Origin of the sequence: Shewanella sp. SM20, from assembly GCF_025654545.1 — a bacterium.
GTDB lineage: Bacteria > Pseudomonadota > Gammaproteobacteria > Enterobacterales > Shewanellaceae > Shewanella > Shewanella oncorhynchi.
Map to the genome: position 1 here is coordinate 1 of NZ_JAKKRK010000059.1, position 22,732 is coordinate 22,732.

16 protein-coding genes and 11 tRNA genes are annotated in these 22,732 nt (G+C 44.3%); 14 read left to right on the top strand and 13 right to left on the bottom strand.

The window, feature by feature from the left end:
* Positions 1–58: 58 nt before the first annotated feature.
* The 6 genes from L5M18_RS19460 to gltX all read right to left on the bottom strand — a co-directional run bounded on the left by L5M18_RS19460 (position 59) and on the right by gltX (position 2,368).
* Positions 59–134: transfer RNA gene (locus tag L5M18_RS19460), tRNA-Glu, on the bottom strand.
* 118 nt (positions 135–252) lie between these two features.
* Positions 253–328 (bottom strand) — tRNA-Glu (locus tag L5M18_RS19465).
* 130 nt (positions 329–458) lie between these two features.
* Positions 459–534: transfer RNA gene (locus tag L5M18_RS19470), tRNA-Ala, on the bottom strand.
* 104 nt (positions 535–638) lie between these two features.
* Positions 639–714, bottom strand: a tRNA-Glu gene (locus L5M18_RS19475).
* Positions 715–777: 63 nt separating this feature from the next.
* Positions 778–853 (bottom strand) — tRNA-Ala (locus L5M18_RS19480).
* Between the two features lie 105 nt (positions 854–958).
* Positions 959–2,368, bottom strand: coding sequence for a glutamate--tRNA ligase (gene gltX, locus L5M18_RS19485; RefSeq protein ID WP_105252064.1), 1,410 nt, complete (start codon positions 2,366–2,368; stop codon positions 959–961).
* A gap of 606 nt (positions 2,369–2,974) precedes the next feature.
* Here gltX and L5M18_RS19490 point away from each other — a divergent pair.
* The 12 genes from L5M18_RS19490 (at position 2,975) to L5M18_RS19545 (ending at position 10,923) form a co-directional block, all read left to right on the top strand.
* Positions 2,975–3,050: transfer RNA gene (locus L5M18_RS19490), tRNA-Val, on the top strand.
* A 44-nt stretch (positions 3,051–3,094) separates the two neighbouring features.
* Positions 3,095–3,170 (top strand) — tRNA-Val (locus tag L5M18_RS19495).
* A gap of 37 nt (positions 3,171–3,207) precedes the next feature.
* A tRNA-Val gene (locus tag L5M18_RS19500) sits at positions 3,208–3,283 on the top strand.
* A gap of 48 nt (positions 3,284–3,331) precedes the next feature.
* A tRNA-Val gene (locus tag L5M18_RS19505) sits at positions 3,332–3,407 on the top strand.
* Positions 3,408–3,435: 28 nt separating this feature from the next.
* A tRNA-Val gene (locus tag L5M18_RS19510) sits at positions 3,436–3,511 on the top strand.
* Positions 3,512–3,539: 28 nt separating this feature from the next.
* Positions 3,540–3,615, top strand: a tRNA-Val gene (locus tag L5M18_RS19515).
* A gap of 167 nt (positions 3,616–3,782) precedes the next feature.
* Complete coding sequence (locus L5M18_RS19520) at positions 3,783–4,013, top strand: hypothetical protein (protein WP_105252063.1); 231 nt, start codon at positions 3,783–3,785, stop codon at positions 4,011–4,013.
* 467 nt (positions 4,014–4,480) lie between these two features.
* Positions 4,481–5,500, top strand: a complete 1,020-nt coding sequence (locus L5M18_RS19525; RefSeq protein WP_168824311.1) for a TRAP transporter substrate-binding protein — start codon at positions 4,481–4,483, stop codon at positions 5,498–5,500.
* A 59-nt stretch (positions 5,501–5,559) separates the two neighbouring features.
* Positions 5,560–6,216: a TRAP transporter small permease gene (locus tag L5M18_RS19530; protein WP_168824313.1), complete on the top strand. Its 657-nt coding sequence runs from the start codon at positions 5,560–5,562 to the stop codon at positions 6,214–6,216.
* Entirely contained in the window at positions 6,216–7,613 is a 1,398-nt protein-coding gene (locus L5M18_RS19535; protein ID WP_028761090.1) for a TRAP transporter large permease, read from the top strand. The genes L5M18_RS19530 and L5M18_RS19535 overlap by 1 nt, the downstream gene beginning before the upstream one ends.
* A gap of 129 nt (positions 7,614–7,742) precedes the next feature.
* Entirely contained in the window at positions 7,743–9,539 is a 1,797-nt protein-coding gene (locus tag L5M18_RS19540) for an ATP-binding protein (RefSeq protein WP_028761091.1), read from the top strand.
* A gap of 4 nt (positions 9,540–9,543) precedes the next feature.
* Positions 9,544–10,923: a sigma-54-dependent transcriptional regulator gene (locus L5M18_RS19545; protein WP_131523155.1), complete on the top strand. Its 1,380-nt coding sequence runs from the start codon at positions 9,544–9,546 to the stop codon at positions 10,921–10,923.
* Between the two features lie 81 nt (positions 10,924–11,004).
* Here the strand turns inward: L5M18_RS19545 and L5M18_RS19550 are convergent, their stop codons facing one another.
* Both L5M18_RS19550 and L5M18_RS19555 read right to left on the bottom strand, forming a co-directional pair.
* Positions 11,005–11,454: a DMT family transporter gene (locus L5M18_RS19550; protein WP_115334280.1), complete on the bottom strand. Its 450-nt coding sequence runs from the start codon at positions 11,452–11,454 to the stop codon at positions 11,005–11,007.
* A gap of 9 nt (positions 11,455–11,463) precedes the next feature.
* Positions 11,464–11,898: a DMT family transporter gene (locus L5M18_RS19555; RefSeq protein WP_212601669.1), complete on the bottom strand. Its 435-nt coding sequence runs from the start codon at positions 11,896–11,898 to the stop codon at positions 11,464–11,466.
* Positions 11,899–11,994: 96 nt separating this feature from the next.
* Here L5M18_RS19555 and L5M18_RS19560 point away from each other — a divergent pair, with 96 nt between their 5' ends.
* Positions 11,995–12,927 carry a LysR family transcriptional regulator gene (locus tag L5M18_RS19560; protein ID WP_263198309.1) on the top strand — a complete coding sequence of 311 codons (933 nt, stop codon included), beginning with the start codon at positions 11,995–11,997 and terminating at the stop codon, positions 12,925–12,927.
* Between the two features lie 282 nt (positions 12,928–13,209).
* On the opposite strand, the gene L5M18_RS19565 is transcribed toward L5M18_RS19560, so the two are convergent.
* Entirely contained in the window at positions 13,210–14,457 is a 1,248-nt protein-coding gene (locus L5M18_RS19565; RefSeq protein ID WP_263198319.1) for an MFS transporter, read from the bottom strand.
* Between the two features lie 162 nt (positions 14,458–14,619).
* Here L5M18_RS19565 and L5M18_RS19570 point away from each other — a divergent pair, with 162 nt between their 5' ends.
* On the top strand, positions 14,620–15,501 hold the full coding sequence (locus tag L5M18_RS19570) for a LysR family transcriptional regulator (RefSeq protein WP_028761094.1): 882 nt from the start codon (positions 14,620–14,622) through the stop codon (positions 15,499–15,501).
* 85 nt (positions 15,502–15,586) lie between these two features.
* On the opposite strand, the gene L5M18_RS19575 is transcribed toward L5M18_RS19570, so the two are convergent.
* The 4 genes from L5M18_RS19575 to L5M18_RS19590 all read right to left on the bottom strand — a co-directional run bounded on the left by L5M18_RS19575 (position 15,587) and on the right by L5M18_RS19590 (position 22,659).
* Positions 15,587–19,483, bottom strand: coding sequence for a S8 family serine peptidase (locus tag L5M18_RS19575; protein WP_263198311.1), 3,897 nt, complete (start codon positions 19,481–19,483; stop codon positions 15,587–15,589).
* 740 nt (positions 19,484–20,223) lie between these two features.
* Positions 20,224–20,625 carry a YbaY family lipoprotein gene (locus L5M18_RS19580; RefSeq protein WP_028761096.1) on the bottom strand — a complete coding sequence of 134 codons (402 nt, stop codon included), beginning with the start codon at positions 20,623–20,625 and terminating at the stop codon, positions 20,224–20,226.
* Between the two features lies 1 nt (position 20,626).
* Positions 20,627–21,493 (bottom strand): acyl-CoA thioesterase II, encoded by an 867-nt coding sequence (tesB, locus tag L5M18_RS19585; protein ID WP_028761097.1) that lies wholly within the window; start codon positions 21,491–21,493, stop codon positions 20,627–20,629.
* Positions 21,494–21,720: 227 nt separating this feature from the next.
* On the bottom strand, positions 21,721–22,659 hold the full coding sequence (locus tag L5M18_RS19590; protein WP_263198313.1) for an SDR family NAD(P)-dependent oxidoreductase: 939 nt from the start codon (positions 22,657–22,659) through the stop codon (positions 21,721–21,723).
* Between the last annotated feature and the right edge of the window lie 73 nt (positions 22,660–22,732).

Consider the following 22,732-nt stretch of genomic DNA (forward strand, 5'->3'; position numbering starts at 1 on the left):
AAGCAAATGCCTTGTTCTTACCAAACAACACGTTAGTTATTTGCTAGGAACCMAAATGTGGTATCCCCTAGGGGATTCGAACCCCTGTTACCGCCGTGAAAGGGCGGTGTCCTAGGCCTCTAGACGAAGGGGACCCGGACTTATGTTTTAACTCGTAACCGAGCTTTGTAACACATTCACTTCAATAGGCTAGGAAGTAAATGCTTTGTTCTTACCAAACAACACGTTAGTTATTTGCTAGGAACCAAAATGTGGTATCCCCTAGGGGATTCGAACCCCTGTTACCGCCGTGAAAGGGCGGTGTCCTAGGCCTCTAGACGAAGGGGACCCGGACATATTAATTTGAACTTAACGTTCCCGTTTAACATCTACGGTCTCATAGGCACTCTTCTAAGTAGCGAAGTGTGCATTGGGTGTATTAATTTAAACTTTCGTTTCTGCTTAATAAGGCAGTAAATTGGTGGAGCTACACGGGATCGAACCGTGGACCTCTTGCATGCCATGCAAGCGCTCTCCCAGCTGAGCTATAGCCCCAAATTTTTGTCAACACAGCTAACTTTAGCAGTATATGTATCAGCAGAAATTTAGACTTTGTTCTTACCAAACAACACGTTAGTTATTTGCTAGGAACCAATATTTGGTATCCCCTAGGGGATTCGAACCCCTGTTACCGCCGTGAAAGGGCGGTGTCCTAGGCCTCTAGACGAAGGGGACCCCGGACATATTAATTTGAACTTTTCGCTAGAAAAGGTTCCCGTTTAACATCTACGGTAAGTTTGGTGGAGCTACACGGGATCGAACCGTGGACCTCTTGCATGCCATGCAAGCGCTCTCCCAGCTGAGCTATAACCCCAAACCTATCGAACTACATTTAAGTGCACTGCAAGCATTTGCTCGACTGTGTCTCAACTGCGTGGCGCATTCTATGCAGCGCACCTAAAAGTGTCAACTCGTTTTTTTAGGAATTTATTCTATCTGCTACAAATTCAATCGCTTTGGATATTCTTTGCTCAGAACGGCTTCTTCCAATTAAAAATAGTGTGATATCTAAGCCTGGAGACTGCCCTGCCCCTGTTACTGCAACACGTAAAGGCATACCGACCTTACCCATACCCACATCTAATTCAGTCGCAGTATCTTCAATTGCCTGATGAATAGCTTCAGCTGTCCACTCAGTTAATGCTGATAATTTCTGTTGCACCAGTTGCAATGGCTCTAACGCAACACCGCGTAAATGCTTTTTCGCCTGTGCTTCATCAAACTCAGCAAAATCTTCATAGAAATAGCGGCTAGATGCGGCTAACTCTTTTAGAGTCTTAGCGCGCTCAGCTAATGCAGTGACCACTTCAGCTAATGCTGGGCCATTTGACAGATCAATTTTTTGATCGTCCATGTGCCATTGTAAGTGTGTTGCCACATATTCTGGATCTAGGCTCTTTATATAGTGTTGGTTCAACCACACCAGTTTATCGGTATTAAAAGCTGAAGCGGCTTTGTTGATGTCACTCAACTTAAAGAATTGCTTCATTTCTTCTAATGAGAAAATCTCTTGGTCGCCATGTGACCAACCTAAACGCACTAAATAGTTCAGCAGTGCTTCTGGTAAATAGCCATCGTCACGGTACTGCATTACGCTAACAGCGCCATGGCGCTTAGACAACTTAGCGCCGTCATCACCTAGAATCATAGATACGTGTGCATATTCTGGGATCGGCGCCCCTAATGCTTTAAGAATGTTGATTTGACGCGGGGTATTGTTGATATGATCTTCACCACGCACCACACAAGTGATCCCCATATCCCAATCATCAACCACCACACAGAAGTTATAGGTTGGTACGCCGTCGGTACGGGCGATGATCAAGTCATCTAATGCATCGTTAGAAAATTCAATCCGACCACGAACATGGTCATCAAATACCACTGAACCACCGATTGGATTTTTAAAACGCACCACAAATGGTTCATCAGTCTCGCGAGCGGGTAAGTCGCGACAGCAACCATCATACTTTTGTGCTTCACCGTTAGCGGCCTGTGATTCTCTTAGGGCATCGATTCGCTCACGTGAACAGTAACATTTATACGCTGTGCCCTTTTCTAACATTTGAGCAATGATTTCGTTATAACGGTCAAAACGCTTAGTTTGGTAATATGGGCCCTCGTCCCATGTCAAACCTAGCCAGTTCATGCCTTCTAAAATCGCATCGCAAGCGGCTTGAGTCGAACGCTCAATATCAGTGTCTTCAATACGTAATACAAACTCACCGTTATTTGCACGGGCTTGTAACCAAGAATAAAGTGCCGTACGGGCACCACCAACATGCAAGAAACCGGTAGGACTAGGGGCAAAACGCGTCTTAGTTGTCATAATGGGACACTAACCTATATAAAGTCGTCTAGATAAAGACAATCACGATAAAAAAGTGGGCTTATTCTAACAGTCAAAGCAGGCGCTGCAAATGGGACAAGCTTCACAGTATCACTTATCTGGTTAAATCGTGTCGCGAATCCCTCCCTTTTATAGGGAAGCCAATATAAAGCGATATATAAAGGTGGCACTATTGCTATCACCACCATTGATTAATGCTAACACTTGAGATGTTTTTTCAGGCTTTATATTCCAACCCTAAATCTCTACACCTATATTCCTTCGACTATAAATATCTGCGCCATCGAACACGCGCATCTATACACTATCAATGCACTCATGCTGTTAGTGCGCTAATTTTTATAAATCACTCACTTCCTCAGCACTTTTACCACAAAAAAGTCAGGTGAATGGGATGAGTTCAACTCGTATTTAATCGCGAGCGTCCGAATTACGTACCATTGACTGGCGAATTAAATAACACTTTGATCGGCGGCGTGATTAGCATTAAGCCAATGTGGACAAAAATAGCGCGACCAATGCTTTTTTCACTAAAAAGCGTTGACACTAGATCGAACCTCCCTATAATACGGCTCCACACAGCGAGGTCGATTAGCTCAGCTGGGAGAGCACCTCCCTTACAAGGAGGGGGTCACTGGTTCGAGCCCAGTATCGACCACCATATTTCCTACAAAGAAATTATGGCATACAAAATGTTATATCCCAGGTCGCTTAGCTCAGCTGGGAGAGCACCTCCCTTACAAGGAGGGGGTCACTGGTTCGAGCCCAGTAGCGACCACCATATAACTTAATGTATTAATGTGTAAAAGTCATTCCCAGGTCGCTTAGCTCAGCTGGGAGAGCACCTCCCTTACAAGGAGGGGGTCACTGGTTCGAGCCCAGTAGCGACCACCATTATTTAGTGAAAAATGACTTAAAAATTGTGTAGTTTAAGAATGCCCAGGTCGCTTAGCTCAGCTGGGAGAGCACCTCCCTTACAAGGAGGGGGTCACTGGTTCGAGCCCAGTAGCGACCACCACATTCTGCAATGCACATGTTATATCCCAGGTCGCTTAGCTCAGCTGGGAGAGCACCTCCCTTACAAGGAGGGGGTCACTGGTTCGAGCCCAGTAGCGACCACCATATTCTGCAATACACACGTTATATCCCAGGTCGCTTAGCTCAGCTGGGAGAGCACCTCCCTTACAAGGAGGGGGTCACTGGTTCGAGCCCAGTAGCGACCACCATATATCTCCCCCAATAAACTTTACCCACGCGCTTACTCAACTATGCTTGATCTCAATCAGCGAGTGATAAGTTATGCTATTCGGCATTTTATATTTCGTTAAATACTAAGCACTATCGACACTCAGCCTGATTTCATTCTGCTTTAGCATTTTTGGAGATCAACATTATGGCCAGCGTCAGTCAATCCGCTTCTCTTGCCAATATCGCCACTTATTTAAAGCATACCCACGCCTGCGATGAGCAAACGGCTCTAAAAGAAGCGCGGGAAGTCATGCATAATCTCGTCAGCATGCGCCAAAAAGGCTTTATTACCGGTTGGTACTTTGATGAACAAGGCCATTTAGCCTTGTTACCTAGCGATGCTATCCTTAAACGTATTCTTTTAGAGGATGACTAACAGCATCAAATGAATTATGTCTTGATTGACTACGATAGCTATCGACTTAACCTCCATAGACTCCACATCTCACCTACACTTCTTCTCCTAAAGCAGCTCACCACAATATTTGTCGTTATATCGCATACTTTTACGGCTTTTTTTGATCTCAAAATAACTAAGTTTGTTTAATTTATCTGCAACGACAAGAGCCGTCAATTTGGGGCCGATCTTCACTATGGGTGGGTTTCCACCCAAACACAAAATCACTGTGAGCGAGATCTCACCCACCAAACTAAAAGTGTGACAAACATCAAATGAACTACACTTTAGTAACCAAACACTTACAGAAGCCAGTGTAAGTTGGCGTGGTATTTGCCTTTAGTAAGACAGACCTCAGGGAAATCAAGGCTGTATTCCTACTCAAACTTGGTAACAAACTAACCAAGACTGAGGACAAATCCTAACAACAGAAAAAGGAACTCAAGATGATATTGAATCAACAAACTGGATTGACCCGTCCACTCAAAACCTTAGTCAAAATGCTCGCTGTTGCCTCCGTATTTGCGACCAGTTTTAACGTATTTGCAGAACCGATTGAAATTAAGTTTTCACACGTAGTGGCAGAAAACACACCTAAAGGCCAAATGGCACTTAAATTTAAAGAACTCGTTGAACAACGTTTACCAGGTGAATACAAAGTCAGTGTATTTCCTAGCTCACAGTTATTTGGGGATAACAACGAATTAGCGGCACTGCTGTTAAACGACGTACAATTTGTCGCGCCTTCACTCTCAAAGTTTGAACGTTACACTAAACGCCTACAAGTATTCGATTTACCTTTCCTATTCAATGATATGGATGCCGTGAACCGTTTCCAACAAGGTGAAGCTGGTCAAACATTACTGAACTCCATGAGCCGTAAAGGGATTGTCGGTCTGGGTTATTTACACAATGGTATGAAACAGTTTTCATCTAACACACCACTTAACAATCCAGCAGATGCTAAAGGCTTAAAATTCCGCGTAATGGCGTCTGATGTTTTAGCGGCTCAGTTTGATGCCATCGGTGCGATGGCTATAAAGAAACCGTTCTCTGAAGTCTTTACCCTGCTGCAAACCCGCGCTATCGATGGTCAAGAAAACACTTGGTCAAATACTTATTCACAAAAGTTCTATGAAGTGCAAAGCCAAATCACTGAGAGTAATCACGGTGTTCTCGACTATATGGTCGTGACCTCTGACACTTTCTGGAAAGGTCTACCAGCTGACAAACGTAAGATCATCAAAGAAGCTTTAGACGAATCTATCGCATTAGGTAACAAGATTGCTGCTGAAAAAGACAATGAAGACAAAAAGTTAATCCTTGATTCTAAACGTTCACAGTTAGTGACCCTGTCTCCTGCTGAACGTCAAAAATGGGTTGAGGTAATGAAACCTGTTTGGGCTAAGTTTGAAGATCAAATCGGTAAAGATGTGATTGATGCTGCTGTAGCTGCAAATAAATAATAATGATAATAGCCGCTTAAGCTCAACCGAGCTTAGGCGGCCATTTCAGCGAGGGGATTATGGCTGTGATATCGCGAATATTTGGTTATTTTGAAGAAGGTGTGCTCAATTTATTGATCACTCTGATGACGCTGTTAGTGTTTTCAGAAGTCGTCGCTCGCTTCTTCTTCAACACGGGTTTTCTTTGGATCCAAGAACTTACATTAACCTTTTGCGGTTGGTTTGTGTTATTTGGTATGTCCTATGGGGTTAAAGTCGGTGCCCATATTGGTGTCGATGCGTTTGTTAAAAATTTAGCACCAAAGGCTAAAAAGATAGTATCTCTTATTACCGCCTTTGTTTGTATCGTCTATTGCGGACTCTTTTTAAAAGGCAGTTGGGATTACTTAAGCCAAATGTATCAAATCGGTTTGCCTATGGAAGACATTCATTTCCCACAATTTATATTAAAAAGCCTCGATCCAGATTTTGCTTGGAACACTTTAAAAATCGATATTGAAGATGGCGCAATACCAATTTGGTTATCTCAAAGTATTTTAATCATTGGCTTTTTTATGTTGACTTGGCGTTTCGTCGAACTCTTTATCGCCATTCTGCGTGACCAAGTCTCAGGCTTCCAATTTGCCGATGAAGCGAAAGAAAGTATGCATTTAATCGATGAGAGCGCTAAAAACGCTAAAGTAGATCCAGTCTCTGACCAAAAGGAGGCTAAATAATGGCTATTGCAACCCTATTTACCGCCCTATTCGTATGTATGTTTCTCGGTATGCCTATCGCTATCGCATTAGGTTTTTCCAGCATGCTGACGATTTTATTGTTCTCGAATGACTCCTTAGCTTCAGTTGCACTCAAGCTGTATGAGTCTTCATCAGAGCATTACACTTTACTCGCAATCCCCTTCTTTATTCTGTCATCCGCCTTCCTATCAACGGGTGGTGTTGCTAGACGGATTATCGATTTTGCCATGGACAGTATTGGACATGTCCGTGGTGGATTAGCAATGGCATCCGTTATGGCGTGTATGCTGTTTGCTGCAGTTTCTGGATCATCTCCTGCGACTGTTGCGGCAATTGGTTCTATCGTCATAGTCGGCATGGTAAAAGCAGGTTATCCCGAAAAATTTGCGGCAGGCGTGATCACGACCTCTGGCACTCTCGGGATTTTGATCCCACCTTCAATCGTCATGTTAGTGTATGCCGCAGCAACTGAAGTGTCGGCTGCAAAAATGTTTATGGCAGGCTTAATCCCAGGTTTAATGATGGGATTTATATTGATGATCGTCATTTATATCGTTGCCCGCTTTAAAAACTTGCCCTCACGTCCTTTTCCTGGCGTTAAACAACTGGGGATTTCAAGTGCCAAGGCAATGGGTGGATTAGCACTCATCTTTATCGTATTAGGCTCTATCTATGGTGGCGTCGCTAGCCCAACCGAAGCATCAGCTGTGGCTTGTGTATATGCTTACCTTATTGCGGTATTTGGCTACCGTGATATCGGGCCATTAAAAGACGTGGCATGGCGTAATCAAGGTGAAAACTTAGCCAAAGCAACTGCGCGTAACTTAGGTCATATGTTCTTAGGACTGATTAAAACGCCTATCGACAAAGACATACGTCATGTTGTGCGCGATGGTGCCAAGGTCAGTATCATGCTGCTGTTTATCATAGCTAACGCTATGCTATTTGCGCATGTATTAACCACAGAACGTATCCCTCACATTATTGCTGAGTATATTGTTAGCATGGGTTTACCCGCCTGGGGATTCCTGATCATCGTTAACTTACTGTTGCTTGCTGCCGGTAACTTTATGGAGCCATCGGCGATTGTACTCATTATGGCGCCAATTCTGTTCCCTATTGCAACGCAATTAGGCATAGATCCTATCCACTTAGGTATCATAATGGTCGTAAACATGGAGATCGGTATGCTAACGCCGCCGGTGGGACTCAATCTCTTTGTCACCGCTGGGATCACGGGGCGCAGTATTGGTTGGGTGATTCAGTCGGTTCTGCCTTGGTTACTCGTGATGCTAGCCTTCTTAGCCCTGATTACTTATGTACCACAGATTTCACTCTTCTTACCTGAATGGTTGGATTCGATGCGTGGATATTAGTCTGCAATTCAAGGTTGTGAGATTACCCCTTGATTACAGATAGATTTTAAGCGAGCCTAGTCAGGCTCGCTTTGTTTTATTATGCGCAGTATCAGTTATTGATCCCGTTGCTTTATCAGGATAACCACCATGTTGCCCATGACGCCTAAGGCCAAGAAACGCCTCTTTCTGACCGTTGTGTTACTTGCAGGCCTATTTGCAACCCTCAAACTGACCTACTGGGTGCATTTACATCAAGGTAAAATCGAGATCCAAAAGCAATCGGAGAAACAACTAAAGGAATTAGTCAGTTTTCTCGATGGTGCACTATCGCGCTACGAAAGTATTCCCCACGTGCTCTCGACTAACCCAATGCTCGCCAATGTCCTGAACGACCAGCAGAATCCTGACAAAGTCCAAGAGCTTAATTTATATCTCGAAGAAATTCAGCATGTCACCGAAGCATCCGATATCTATCTGATTGATGCCTTAGGTATCGCCATTGCCGCCAGTAACTGGCAACAAAGTTTTTCCTTTATTGGCAAGGACTACTCCTTTAGACCCTATTACACAGATGCTATCTCGGGCAATCTAGGCCGTTATTATGCAGTGGGTACCAGCTCAGATAAGCGCGGATTTTATTTCTCTTACCCTATTTATCAGCAAGGTGGTAAAGGCATACTTGGGGCCATCATAGTCAAAGTTAACATTGCCGACATAGAGCAACAAAGTACCAGTATCGCAATTGCGGGTCAGTATCAGTTCCTTATCAGTGATCCTGAAGATATCGTCTTTATTTCCAGTATCGATGAATGGCGGTTAAAATCACTAACCCCGCTTACCCAAGCCAAGCAATATGCCCTTAATGCCTCTAAACGCTATGCAGAACGTCCCATAGGAGAGTTGTTGATGAAGCCGCCCTATGAAAGTGGTAGTCAAGCTATGCTCTACCAACTGCAAACGGGTACAGACCATGAACAATACATGGACATCCACCAATCAATGGCTAAGGCAGGCTGGCGAGTACACATCTTAGCGCCAATCAAACCTTTACTGACCTCTTTGCCCGCGCTGATGTTACTGTCAGCCAGTATTTATCTTTTGCTTGCACTCAGCATCCTATTTAACGCCGAGCGCCGTCGCAATCTACACCGAATGCAACTAGCGCAAAGCCTGTTAGAACAGCGAGTTGAAGAACGGACTCAGGACTTACAGCAGGCCAACAATCAGCTCAAAGATACTCAAGATGAGCTGATCCAAGCGGCAAAACTGACAGTGATCGGCAGTTTATCCGCCAGTATTAACCATGAACTCAATCAACCACTCGCGGCACTTCGCAGCTATGCCCAAAATACCCAAACTTTTCTCGCCCGTGATATGCAAGATAAGGCACTGGATAATATCAAGATTATTATTGAACTTACCGATAGATTAGCCGATATTGTTGGGCAATTTAAAAGCTTTACCCGCAAGAGCCAAGGCGCTGATAGCGCAACCGATATTGGCCGCTGTATCAAGCAAGCCCTGACCATAGTTCAACCTGCAATTGATAAACAGGGTGTTGAACTCGATGTGCAATTACCCAACGGCAACTATCAGGTTTGGGGCGATAAGGTTAGATTACAACAAGTGTTTGTCAATATCATGAGCAACGCCATTGTTGCTATGCAACAATCGGTTAAACGCCAATTGGTTATCCGCGTGACCAGTGAAGATAAGTTTTGCATCAGTATCCAAGATTCAGGCCCGGGTGTACGTGAAAGCCAAATGGAGAAAATCTTCGAACCCTACTTTACCACCAACGAACGGCACGGACTGGGGCTAGGCTTATCGATTTCACAACGCATTATCGAATCCATGCAAGGCCAAATTAACGTTGCCAATGCCGAAGAGGGTGGCGCTATTTTCCAGATTATTTTACCTATTTACTTGCTCGAGGAACGTTAGTTTTATGAGTGTGCCCAATTCAATTCAAGATTATTCTGTTCTCATCATCGACGATGAGCCGCACATAGGCACAGTTCTCGTTCAACTATTTGAACTGGAGGGCATTAAGGCGCTCGCCACCACAGAACCCAAAGGTATCGCTAAGTTGCTGCATAAAGATTGGGCGGGAATGGTGATATCGGATGTCAACATGCCACAATTAGACGGCATCAGCTTAATGCAACAAATCCGTCTGCAAGATCCCGATCTCCCCGTCGTCCTACTCACTGGTTTTGGTGATATTGCCATGGCAGTCAATGCCTTAAAACAAGGCGCCTACGACTTTCTCGAAAAACCCTTTAATAACGAACATATACTCGATGTGGTTAAACGCGCCTTAGAAAAACGCAGTCTAACCTTAGAGAACCGCAAGCTTAAAAAGGATCTCGAAAGCCAAAGCGTACCGGGCCCTCGTATTTTGGGCAACAGTGTCGGCATCAACCGTATGCGCCACATCATAACGCAAGTGATAGATACGCCTGCGGATGTGTTAATTGAAGGCGAAACAGGTACAGGTAAAGAACTTGTCGCCCGCTATTTACACGACCACAGCAGCCGCAGCCAAGCCAACTTTGTCGCCATCAACTGTGGTGCAATCCCCGAAAACCTGATTGAAAGTGAACTCTTTGGCGCCGAAGCGGGGGCCTTTACTGGCGTCGATAAGATGCGCATTGGCAAATTTGAATATGCCAATGGTGGCACGTTATTTTTAGATGAAATTGAAAGTACACCACTGTCGCTGCAAGTAAAACTGCTGCGAGTGCTTGAAGATCGTAAGGTTGAACGTTTAGGTTCTAACAAGAGCATCAACTTAGATATTCGCGTGATAGCGGCTACAAAAGTCGATTTAAAAGGTCTGTGTGACACTGGGGAATTTCGCCAAGACTTGTTGTATCGCTTAAATCTGGTGACTGTGCCCATCCCTCCCCTGAGAGATCGCCGTGAAGATATTCCGTTACTCTTTTTACACTTTGCCCGCGTCGCATCGGCACGCTATCACAAAGCGCTTATCGCCTTAAATGCGGAGCAAAACGCGATACTTACTTCCCACGACTGGCCAGGCAATGTGCGTGAGTTACGTAATCTCGCTGAACGCTTTGTGCTGCTGGGCGGAGAAGCAGCCTTTGCCGGCACGTTAGGCAATACTCCAAGCCTGCACTCGAGTATGTCCCTGCTACAAAGGGTAGAGTTTTTTGAACGGGTACTGATTGAGGAAGCACTTAGCCACAACAAGGGCAGCATTAAGCAGACCATGGAGCAGCTAGAACTGCCCCGCAAAACCCTCTACGACAAAATGCGTAAATACGATTTAGACCGCAAACAATACATTAACTCCGAGGACTAGCTCATTTCGATGACAAGAGAGTGCGAACCCAGCTTGAGCTGGGTTCGCTACCACAGCATAAAAACGAGTTTGAATCACGTATTACGCCGACGTTTTATTACTTGAATGTATAAAATAAAGTGCGATCGCCAAACAGATCACGGCTGCGATTCGACTTGTAGAAAAGTGAATTGTTTCATTGCCAAACCATCCAAAATTATCAATCAACATACTCATAAGTAGCTGTCCAAAAATAACAGCCACGGTTGCGACGGCCGTGCCTATCCGCTGAACGGCTAACACCATGATGACGATATAAGGCACGCCACACATTGCACCTAATAACTGCCATTTGGGCACATCCAACAATGTCACTGCTTGAGGTGGTTCAAAATAAAAAATCAACAATCCAGTGATCAAGGCTCCAGTCGAAAAAGTTAAAAATGCACTGCGAAACACCCCCACTTTACTCCCCAGCTGTCCATTTATCGCTGCTTGCATACTCAAAGTGGCCCCGCCAATCACAGCCAACATAATCATAATCAATGTCATAACTCGCCCTTAACTTTGCGCCATCAGCACTAATGCTGCGACGATAAATAGCAGTGCAACAATACGTTTAGTATCAATTCGTCTATGTGCTGTACCAAATAAACCGTAGTGGTCAATCAACAAACTCTTCGCAACTTGGCCAGCTAAAATGCCTATCATTGTCATAGCAATCCCAATAGCTGGTGTTGCGATAGTCAGTATCACCACATAAATAGGGCCAAGCACTCCGCCCGTTAATGTCCAAGAGGGTTGCGCGAAAAATGAGGGACTATTTCGAGAACTGAAAAACAGCATCAAGATAAAGGTCAGCGCTGCGCCGACACCGAAAATACTAAAGGTTGCCCATAACTCCCCGACTTCAGCACCTAAAGGTCCTAGGAGGCCCGCTTCAACTGATAATCCCGCCCCTCCGAGCACAACAAAAAAAATCATTAAAAACTGCATACATAAGCTCCTGTGATTGAGGGCAGCAAGAGTACCCTAGTCGATAAAACCAATAAATGAGACAATGCAGGAAACACCTGTGCAGAATTTGCAAAAATGAATGATATAAACTCAATCAATATGCGAGCGTTAAAGTTTTTTATCGGCGTTTATGACAGCAAAAGCTATTCTGTTGTGGCTCGAAAAGAAGGCGTCTCTCCCTCGATGATTTCAAGAGTCATCAGCCAACTAGAAGATTCTCTTGGACAACAGCTGTTTTATCGAAATACCAGAGCAATCATACCCACGGAATCGGGCAGGATTTTCATTGAATATGCGCGTTCCATGGCAGAACAACTGAATGAAGTCCGCAATGAATTATTAGATAGGACGATAGAGCCTAAGGGATTAATTAGAATTAATGCCCCGGTTTTTTTCGGGCAGCGACATATTGCGCCTTGGTTAGCGGGGTTTTTAACGCGATATCCGCAGGTGCAAGTGGAGCTCACACAAACTGACGATTATATCGACCCGCATGTTAGTGCCGCCGATATTATCTTTCGTATTGGAACCTTGGTTGATTCATCACTCCATTCAAGAATACTGGGAAGCCAAACCTATCATCTTGCGGCGTCCAAAGCTTATATAGCACTGCATGGCATGCCCACTGAACCCGCCGATCTAAAAAACCATCAATGCCTAGTCTATAGCGGATCTTCGGGGCAAAATCGCTGGTTTTTTAACAAGAACAAGACGACATGGCTGTATCAACCCATCACCCCCATACTCACCTCAAATAATGCGGAAACATTACTCATAGCAGCATTAAATGATATGGGAATCGTCCTCTTTCCTGACTGGTTAATCGGTGACTCTCTTAAAAATGGACAACTTATTTCATTGCTCACGGACTGCGAATCAGCGATAAAAATTGATCAGCATTACATTACTGCCATTTATCCAAATTCTCGCACTCCCTCATTGAATGTCCGCGCTGTAATTGACTACTTTCTTGAGGTGTATGGCAATCCGCCCTATTGGAAATATTAAGGTTAGTGAATCGCTGCACTTAAGCTGCAACAGATACATTAAATCTGGCACTTAATGAGTGAGCTTAAATATCGACCATAAGACTCAAGGCATGAAACTCAGCCCCAAACTCCGCATAGCCAGTAAGGTTTGCTAGTTTGAGTCAACTTATCAAACGACCCACACCAAAAATAAAGGCCAGCAGTTGAGGTTGGCCTTTATTCATTTGATTTAATCACTTGATATAATAGCTTAGCGACTTCGTTTACCTTTATTGTTTAACAACAATAGCACTCTCAAAGCCTATGCAAGCGCACGAACGTCATTGGTTTGATGGTAATGCAAACGGGTGATTGCTAAGGCAATCAAGGCTAATAAGGTTAACGACCCCATCACCACACCTCGCCACTGCGCCTCATGCCAAAACATCATCAAATAAGGGCCGCCAATCGCAGCACCTAAGTAATAACAGCATAAATAGAGTGACGTTGCCTTAGCTCGATCACGACTGGCCCGCATTGCAACAAAGGAATTACAACAACTGTGGGTAAGGAAGAAACCACAGGCGGTCATTAAAAAACCTAAGCTAATGGTCAAAGTGGTATCAAACAGGGTCAGTAAACTGCCGAGCAACATCACGCACCAAGACCACTGATACAACTTATGTTGGCCAAATTTGGCGAGCCATTTCGCAGTGAAATACGACGCAATAGTCCCGCTGGAATAACACAGGAAAATCAAGGTGGCTTGAAAACGACTCCATTCATAGGGTGGAGCCATCAAATGCAGTTGAATAAAGCTAAATTGATTCACCATCATCATAAAGGTCAAGCCACCAATCGCGTAGACCAAACGCATTTGCGCATCGGTGAGATGATGACTAAAGCCATGAAGATCTTGCGCTAAACGGGCGCGTTTTGATAAGGAAGGCTCAGTGTTACTTGGTGACATCGACTGCGCATCGGCAAGTGAAGGCAGCAAATAGTTCACTAAAGCCACCCCCGCTAACGTCACTAGAAACAACAACCACATAGATTCTTGCCAAGATAAAAACTGCGACATTAAACCACCGAGCAGACGTCCAACAATCCCGCCAATACTGTTCGCCATAATATAAATGCCTGCGGCTTTCAGCATAGTACTTGGTGATAATTGCTCCTTAAAGTACGCCATGGCAATCGCAGGGACAGCAGCGAGTAATGCACCTTGTAGCAATCGCACTAGCACTAACCCATTAAAATCCGGCGCCCAGATTAATAGTAAGTTAGACAATGCCAATAACCACAAGCTGACAATGATTGGAGTGTGTCGACCGATACGATCTGACAGTACCGCATACAATAGCAATGAAAAGGCTAAGGAAAAACTGGTCACCGACAGGATCAAGGTTGCTTTAGAGCCTGATACCGCAAAATGTTCCGCAATCAGCGGCAACATGCCTTGCATTAAATACAAGTTGATATAGACCACCACTGAAGCGACGCAGAGCGCCCACATCAATCGGGTGTCACGCTGTTTATTGTCAATCATAGTATCTAATACGGCTTGCACGGGAGCCTCGACCAAGTATCACTCATAGGATAGACAAAGATTATCACTGGGCATAACATAACAATAATAGATAATATCTATCGTAATCATTGATTTTTGTTATAGAAATAGCGCACCGAAAGTACACTTCTTGCCACTGATAAAATAGTACGAGCCCGATTAATGGATATTCGCCAACTCAAACATTTAGATGCCCTTGCCAATACCGGCAGCTTTACCGCCGCAGCCAAGAAACTGAATATGGCTCAGCCCGCGTTAAGTCAAAGTATCAAGCGCTTAGAGGTCGCACTCGGCGTCACCTTAGTCAATCGTACGAGCAACAAAAATGATAAACTACTCACACTCACGGCCGAAGGTATAGTCCTGCATCAACACGCCACTTTGATCCTAAAACAAGTTAAGCAGGCCGAAGCGCAAATCCGCGCCATGGCAAATCTCACCTCGGGAGAGGTCCGCATTGCCGTGCCGGGCATGCTGGGTTCTTTCTATCTCCCCTCGCGCTTAATGGCTTTTCGGCATAAGTACCCCGAATTGAAACTATCACTGTTTGAAGGCGGGACGCGGGATGCACTGCGCATGTTGCAACAGGAAGAAGTGGATATTGCAATCATTACCGCCCAAGACCTACAGCCCGAATTTGATAGTCAGCTGTTAATCCGTGAGCAAATGGTGATCGCTATGGGTGCCGAACACCCTTTAGCGGAACATAGCGCTGTGAGTCTACATGACTTTTTCGACCATGAATTAGTGATGTTCAAAACAGGTTATTTCCACCGTGAATGGATACTCTCTCAAGCCAAAGAATTAGGCAAAAAGCCCAATATTGCCTTCGAGACCAATCTTATTAATCTGATTAAACAGATTGTTTCCCAAGGATTTGGGATCACCAGTGTACTTGAGATGGCGATAAGCTCAAAAGATGACATTTTAGCCAAACCCTTCGATCCACCGGTATTTTTAAACCTCCATATTGCATGGAAAAAGCAGCGCCCCGTCAGCCAAGCAGACCGCGCCTTTGTCGATTTTTTAATGTCAAATCGCTAACCCAAACCAGCAAATACAAAAAGGGCTGATATCAATATCAGCCCTTCTCTCTTACCATTAAACCTTCCGATTTTACTCTGAGGGTTTAGCCTTGTTTACGACGACCAAAAGCAAAAGGTAGCAACAACAAGCTTAACCAACCTAAGGCACCACCATCATCTTTCTTGGCTGGTGTTTCAGTCACAGATACAGACACAACACTTGAATCTTTATTGCCGTGGTTATCAGATACTGTCAGTTGGAATGAAACCGTCTGAGCAGAGCCACTCACGTCTGGTGCGACGAGATTAAGCTTGGCCGCATTAGCGTCAAAGTTAAAGCTGGTGCCCCCTAACTGAGTCCATTTGTAGGTCAAAGGATCATTGTTGGCATCCGACGACTTGCTCGCATCGATGAACAAAGGTTTACCTTCTTGGACAGTGGCAGGAGCTTCAATCACAGCTACTGGCGCCACTTCTGGAACATCAAATTGATACTCCTGCTTCAAGATTTCAGCCGAGTCGTTATTCACTTTGTTGGTCAATGCCACTATGTTGCCTTGACTCGCCTTACGTGGCACTAAGTCAAACGTGACATCTAATGCCGCAGCAGCAGAGGCCATTTCGATAGTCCAAGTGATCTTATTGCCCACTTGCGCACCTTGATGGCTAATATTAGCCACTTCGTGACCTTCTGGTAATAACGCCTCTAGGGTGTAAACACGGGTTTCTTGCGTTTTGTTCGCTTCGATACGCGTCTTCATCACTTTAGCGGTGCCAGGTGTTAATTCACCAGAAACTGTACTGCCTAGAGGGGGTAATACGTCATCACTGACGCGCTCAAATACGACCGGAATTTTAACTGGTGCGACTTTGTCATCAGTGGTGGTCAGCGTCAGCATAGCTATGCCAGCATCTCCCACTAGCATCGCTTGTTTCCATGCTAAGTTGACATTGAAATCTTTATGATCACCCGTAAGATTTGCAGTTAAGTTATCACCCGCTTCATCATATAAGGTTACTTGTTTCAAACTAAAGGCATCATCCGCATCGGCTGCAGATGCCTGATAGTTTTGTACAACGACAATATACTCACCCTTCACTGGGTTCTTAATGGATACACTTTCCTTTGAACCGCCAAACGCAGAAGATGCCGCGATAGAAAGCTTGCTACCGTCTTTCTTATCGAGTATCACAAACATGTCTAAGTCAGGAGAGGTTGTATTACCGATTGATGCATTGAAATATAAAGCTTTATCTTCAACATTAAAGCTAAATACTTTTACGCCATCGGCCAAATCATCAAATGCACTATCGGTATTTGAATCCTGTTTCACACTTGATTCATAAGTAGCGCTTAATTTAAGTGCAGTCACTGTCGCCGCAACACCCGGTAGATCAATCGCTTTCAAGTGCGCCAAATTACGTTCATCTGCATCACGTGAGGCTGAAACATTAACCAAAACAGGTAAATCGCGTTTAGCTATCTTAGCTACGATCGGCATATTAGCCGTTGGGAAAGTATCGGACGTTAATACTAAGTTACCAAAGCCCCAACTTGCACCGACGTCAGTCACATCCGCAGTCACTGTAATCGTTTGGCTTTCACCTTTTTTGAGATTAAAGCTTTCTGGTGTCACAGTTAACGCGAATTTATCCGTTGCGGAAACGCCTTTTGCAGTCCAGCTACCATCAGCCGTTGCAGTGACAGTACGTGTCCAAGTACAAGTATCGATACAACGTGAATCAGCCATGCTTGGAATGTTTAGCTTACGTGGATCGCCACCTGTCGAAGGATTAGCAATCTCGTAGTTTAGGGCACTTTCATCCATCACTAAGCCCGTTTTTGCCGCTAAATCAACACGAATACGACCGGCTCCTACGTCAAACGGATCAGCAACGGTTTTACCATCGGCTTTTTTCATGGCTTGGGCTGTCGTTGACGTCATCATTAGCGCAGAACGAATGTTGTCTGGCGTCCAATCCTTATGCAGCGATTTAAGTAACGCACCAGCACCGGCAACGTGAGGACTCGCCATTGAAGTACCTGACATCAAAGTGAAATCAGCAGGATCTGTACCTGTTTCATCATGGCCAAACTGTTGGTCGGAATAAGCAGCGTAGATGTCACTGCCCGGTGCAGCGACATAGGGTACGAGTACATCGTTAGTCAGGTTAGGTCCAATCAATGAACTGGCAGATAAAACATCCGCTTCTTTACTGGCAACTTTAGGGGTTGGAGACAGCGTGATTTCAAGAGCAGGATTTGCCGCCATAGCAGCAATCAATTCTAAGCCATCAATATCACCAATAAATACCGCTGGAATATTCAATTTATCCAGCCCCGACATAGTCAGACGCGCATTATTTTCACCATCTCTATTGAAAACAATCACACCCTTAGCGCCAGCGGCCATTGCTGCGGCCACTTTGATATCGAATGAGCAAACACCGCGTCTTAAAACGGCGATCTTGTCTTTAAAGGCATCTGCTGGGAACGGTTTACAGGCTTCAAAATTGGTCGCATCGATTGCGCCAGCATAAAGGGGAACACCTTTGAGCACTTCAGTTTGAACCGGACCAGAACCAGCAGTGTAATGATAGTTTTTACCATTAAATTCCACGGCGCGTACTATGTCACGGTTATGAGTCGAGTTAGCGACCGAAGTATACCAAGGTGCATTTTTAGGCGTAGAGTAAGGTGTTTGATTAATCGCAGGGCTCGTGCTTGTCGCGGCACGTGTGTTACCCGCAGCCACTGCAGCAAAAATCCCCGCATTACGCGCGGCTAAAAAGCCTTGTTCCGTCGCACTATTCCACGGGTTTCCACCGCCACTGATAGAAAAGTTAAGCACATCGACGCCATCTTTAATCGCATCATCTAAGGCTTTTAAAATCGGTGCGGTCGGGCAGCCAGAATAAGTGTCGCCCGCATTACCCGGATTACAAATTTGATAAGCTATGATGTTTGCATGTGGTGCAACACCTGAGATTTGTTTAAATTCAAGGCCTGTCGCAATGCCATCGCTTTCTAACTTACCTGTTTCACCTTGCACATAAGGCACATTCACTAGGATGTTACCTGCTGCGGTACTCGCAACGTGAGTACCATGCCCACCGTAATCCTCACCATTTTTAGCTGGAGGGGTGTCACCAAACACTTTTGCATCGTCGTAGTTATTTGTTATCTCAGAGTAACTGCGAACTCCAATCAACTTGTCATTACACATGCTCGCGAAATCAGTTTTACAATCACCAATATAGATGCCTTGACCTAATGGGTTTGTGTGGTCATAGCCATCTTGGCCAACATCAGCGAAAGAAGCATGATCTGAGTTAATACCTGAGTCGATAATACCGACGATCACGCCTTCCCCCATGGCTTTCGTGCCCGTCGCGCTGCCATCCCATACATTAGGAGAACCGATAAGCGCTTGACTGACGTCGGTTTCCATTTGCTCCATGCGCTCGCGCTCAACAAACGCAACCTCAGGTAACTCAGCCATTTTCTTCGCTTGAGCTTGAGTCATGCGAACCGCCATACCGTTTAACGCATACTGATATGTCGTTAATGGTTGCAGATTAGTGCCAACAGCCGCACTCGCGTTAGCTAAAAATCGGTTCTGTTTTACTTTCAAATAACTAACATAACTTTTGACTTCAGCTTTAGAAGCATCAAGTTTACCGTTCACAGCAACTTTTGAAGTACCGTTTACCTGCACTCTTTGTGAACTAGTCGCTTTCAATCCTGGAATAGTTCCTTGGTAATTAGCAACCGAACTATCGCGTAAACGAACGATATAAGTATATTCACCCTCACCTAAATCTGCTTCAGGTACAAACTTAACCTCAGCTCCGGCAGCGTTACCGCGTAATGAAGTGACTTGTAATTCACTTGGAATATCTAACTGCAAGGTTTCACCCGTAGGTGATAATACGGTTTGTGCATTTGCCGCCGACGATAACAGTGCCATAGACACTGCAAGTGCTATTTTAGTTTTCATTGTGACTTCCCTAATTCTTATAAGTTGTATGATTTATAAAACTCAGGTTTGGGTGGCATGAAAACGCTGCGACAACCAAAAACATCACCCGTAACTGACATTTTTTATGAATAACCATTCAATTTACTGTGATGATGATCACTGAGTTTTATCGCGACAATTTGTAACACGAGATGATACAAATTAAAACAGTAAACTAACAGAACGCAATTCAGTAAATGACGAACAAGCTCATACCTTGTTAAAATAAATCCATAGAACCTTTATCAGACTATTTTATGTCCCAACGATAAGTCGTAGTATAAAAATCGATAAAAACAAATAATAAACATTAAATCAAATAGTTAAACTAAACCTTTAAGTGTCAACTCAAAAATAGCCTTAGGTTAAACAGAATAAATCCCCGTAAATAAATATTCTTTTTTATAAATATCATTAGTTACAAAATAAACGCAAAAGACCCTAAATAAAACAATAAAGAATCAAAAACTAAACATTAAATTAACAAATCGTATGCATTTTGTATTTGTATAATATTTTACAAAATGATACCCCTTATAAAAATTAACTAACTTATGCATTAATATTCTTAATCCTATATGGAGCAAATTAATACTTAATCTCACATTTACAGCATAGCAAGCGGATTATTGACCACAAAAAAGCCCTTTCAATATCGAATTGAAAGGGCTAAATCTTCATCAATATAAAAACAATATTATTGCAGTTATGGCCAGTGGTTAATTCGCCATCACCGCCTTCATTAACACTTCTGTCGTGAACTTATCATTATTGATAACTGGGAACCTGTCATAGGTTTGGAAGATCACTTGGTCTTGAAACTTAATCATCGCCACTACGCCATATTGGATACTTTTATCGATCGATTTAGCGGGCAATGTAAATTTAAATGGCACAGGTGCTCTGGCGATATTGAAGGTTTTTTGTGCGACGATGACACCTGGAGTATTCAAATCAATAATGGCAATAATGATTTGGCAGCCTTGAGGTAATGGGATCTTCTCTAGATAGCCAGCTGCGCCATTGATGATAATCGGTTGATCAGGTGTTACAGTCACGCAGCCATTGAGCAAGACAGCCATGAGAGAGAACAATATAAACGATTTTATTTTCAGATACATACTAACGTCCTTTTACCATGCGTATCAGGCCTTCTTGGGTAGAAGAAGCCACTAACTCGCCTTGTTGATTGAAAAACTGCCCTCTGACGTAACCTCTGCCACCGCTAGCATTAGGGCTATCGATACTGTAAAGCAACCACTCTCCCATATTAATCGGACGGTGGAACCACATCGCATGGTCGATCGTCGCCATTCGTACCCCAGGACTTAAGAAGGATACACCGTGGGGCTGAGCTGCCGTGACTAAAAAGTTAAAGTCTGAGGCATAGGCGAGTAAATATTCATGGATATGGGCATCATTTGGCATAGGACCATTAGCCCTCATCCAAACATAACGGTACGGCTCGGTTTCTTTAGGCGCAAAAGGGTGCAGTGGATTGACCAATCGCATCTCAATTGGCGCATCGGCCATAAACTTTTCAAGTATGCTCGGCGGTACTTTATCCCGCATCGTCAGCGCCAATTCCTGCTGATTCAACAAACCTTCAGGTCCGGGCACTTGCGGCATAGCGGCTTGATGACTAAAGCCTTCCTCAGGTTCTTGGAAAGAGCAGGTCATATGAAAAATAGGGCGACCTTTTTGAATAGCACTAACCCGACGAGCGCTAAAACTACCGCCATCACGCATATTTTCTACTTCATAAACAATCGGCAACTTCTCGTCACCTGCACGTAAAAAGTAGGAGTGTAATGAATGGATCTTACGCTCAGCAGCTACTGTCTGTTTTGCGGCGCTCAGTGCTTGGCCCATCACTTGACCACCAAACACATGCCCAAAACCCAGATCTTGACTTTGACCACGAAAGAGGCCAATTTCAATTTGCTCAAGGGAAAGTAATGATAAAAGATCGTCTAATACCTGACTCATGGGATCCTACTGCGTAATTAGCAATTAATCTTAAAGGGTAACTCAGTTAGCCTTAAGCTGACCAGTCTTCTATCGATTATTCACAATCAAATCATCACTCCAACGGTGAGGAATTAAACGAGGCACGCTGGATTATCTATGTTGTTTATTGTGGTTAGCATCTACGGCCATTTACTGCATTTAAATCGCTATAGATGCAGGCTTAGTTCAAATACAAGCATGATGAATCAATCGATTTTAATGTGATGTTCTAGCGCACTTAACTTAGACCAAGACAACACTTTATCCTCTCCACAGGAGTGCAAAGTCACGGGGAAGGATTGGTGTAACTGTGGCCACTGCTGCGCGAGGTTATCTGGCGTAAAAAGACCTTCATTAAAATACATAGGCTGAAACTCGACAAACATGCCGTGGCTAACACTGCCCGCTCCGGCGAGTAGATGTTGACCATTTGGCGCCTGTTCACTCACCAAGAAAGCCGTAGTAGCCGTTAATGATTCAAAGGAAAATAGCGGTTGAATCGCACTCGCTAAATGTTTGGCCGTCATCGCGGTTACGGCCTGAGGGCATAAACTATTGACTCGAATATTATGAATTTCACCTTCTAATGATAAGCTATTCACCATGCCAACCAGCGCCATCTTGCTTGCACTAAAACCAACTTGGTGCAAGTCACCGAACAAGGCCGAGGCTCCCGTTGTCATCATTATCCGGCCAAAATGCTGTTGTTGCATATAAGGCCAAACAGCTTGAGTGAGATAAAAGCTGCCATTGAGATCGACATCCAATTGCCGTTGCCACTGCTCAAGTTTAATGTGCTCAAAGGGACAAGCACCATAAACGCCCGCGTTATTAATCAAGATATCAATGCGATGCCAGCGTAGGATCACCTCTTCAATCATGCTATTCACTTCATTTCGCTGACTCACATCAAGCACAAAATAAATGCAATCTCCACCGAGTTTAATAATGCTGCAATAGGTCTGCATTAATTCTAAGTTGGCTTGGTTCATCTGAGCACCGTCGGTGGAAACTGACTCATAGGACGATAACGGCTGGTCGACGAGTATCACTTTTGCCCCCCGTTCAGCCAACATGATGGCATACGCTCGACCTAACCCAGCCGCAGCCCCAGTGACTAATGCCACCTTATTGTCAAAACGCATCCAAATATGTCCTTATCGGCATTGTTGTAGCGGCAAAAAATAACGAGCATAGGGTAACAACCGCCTATGCTAT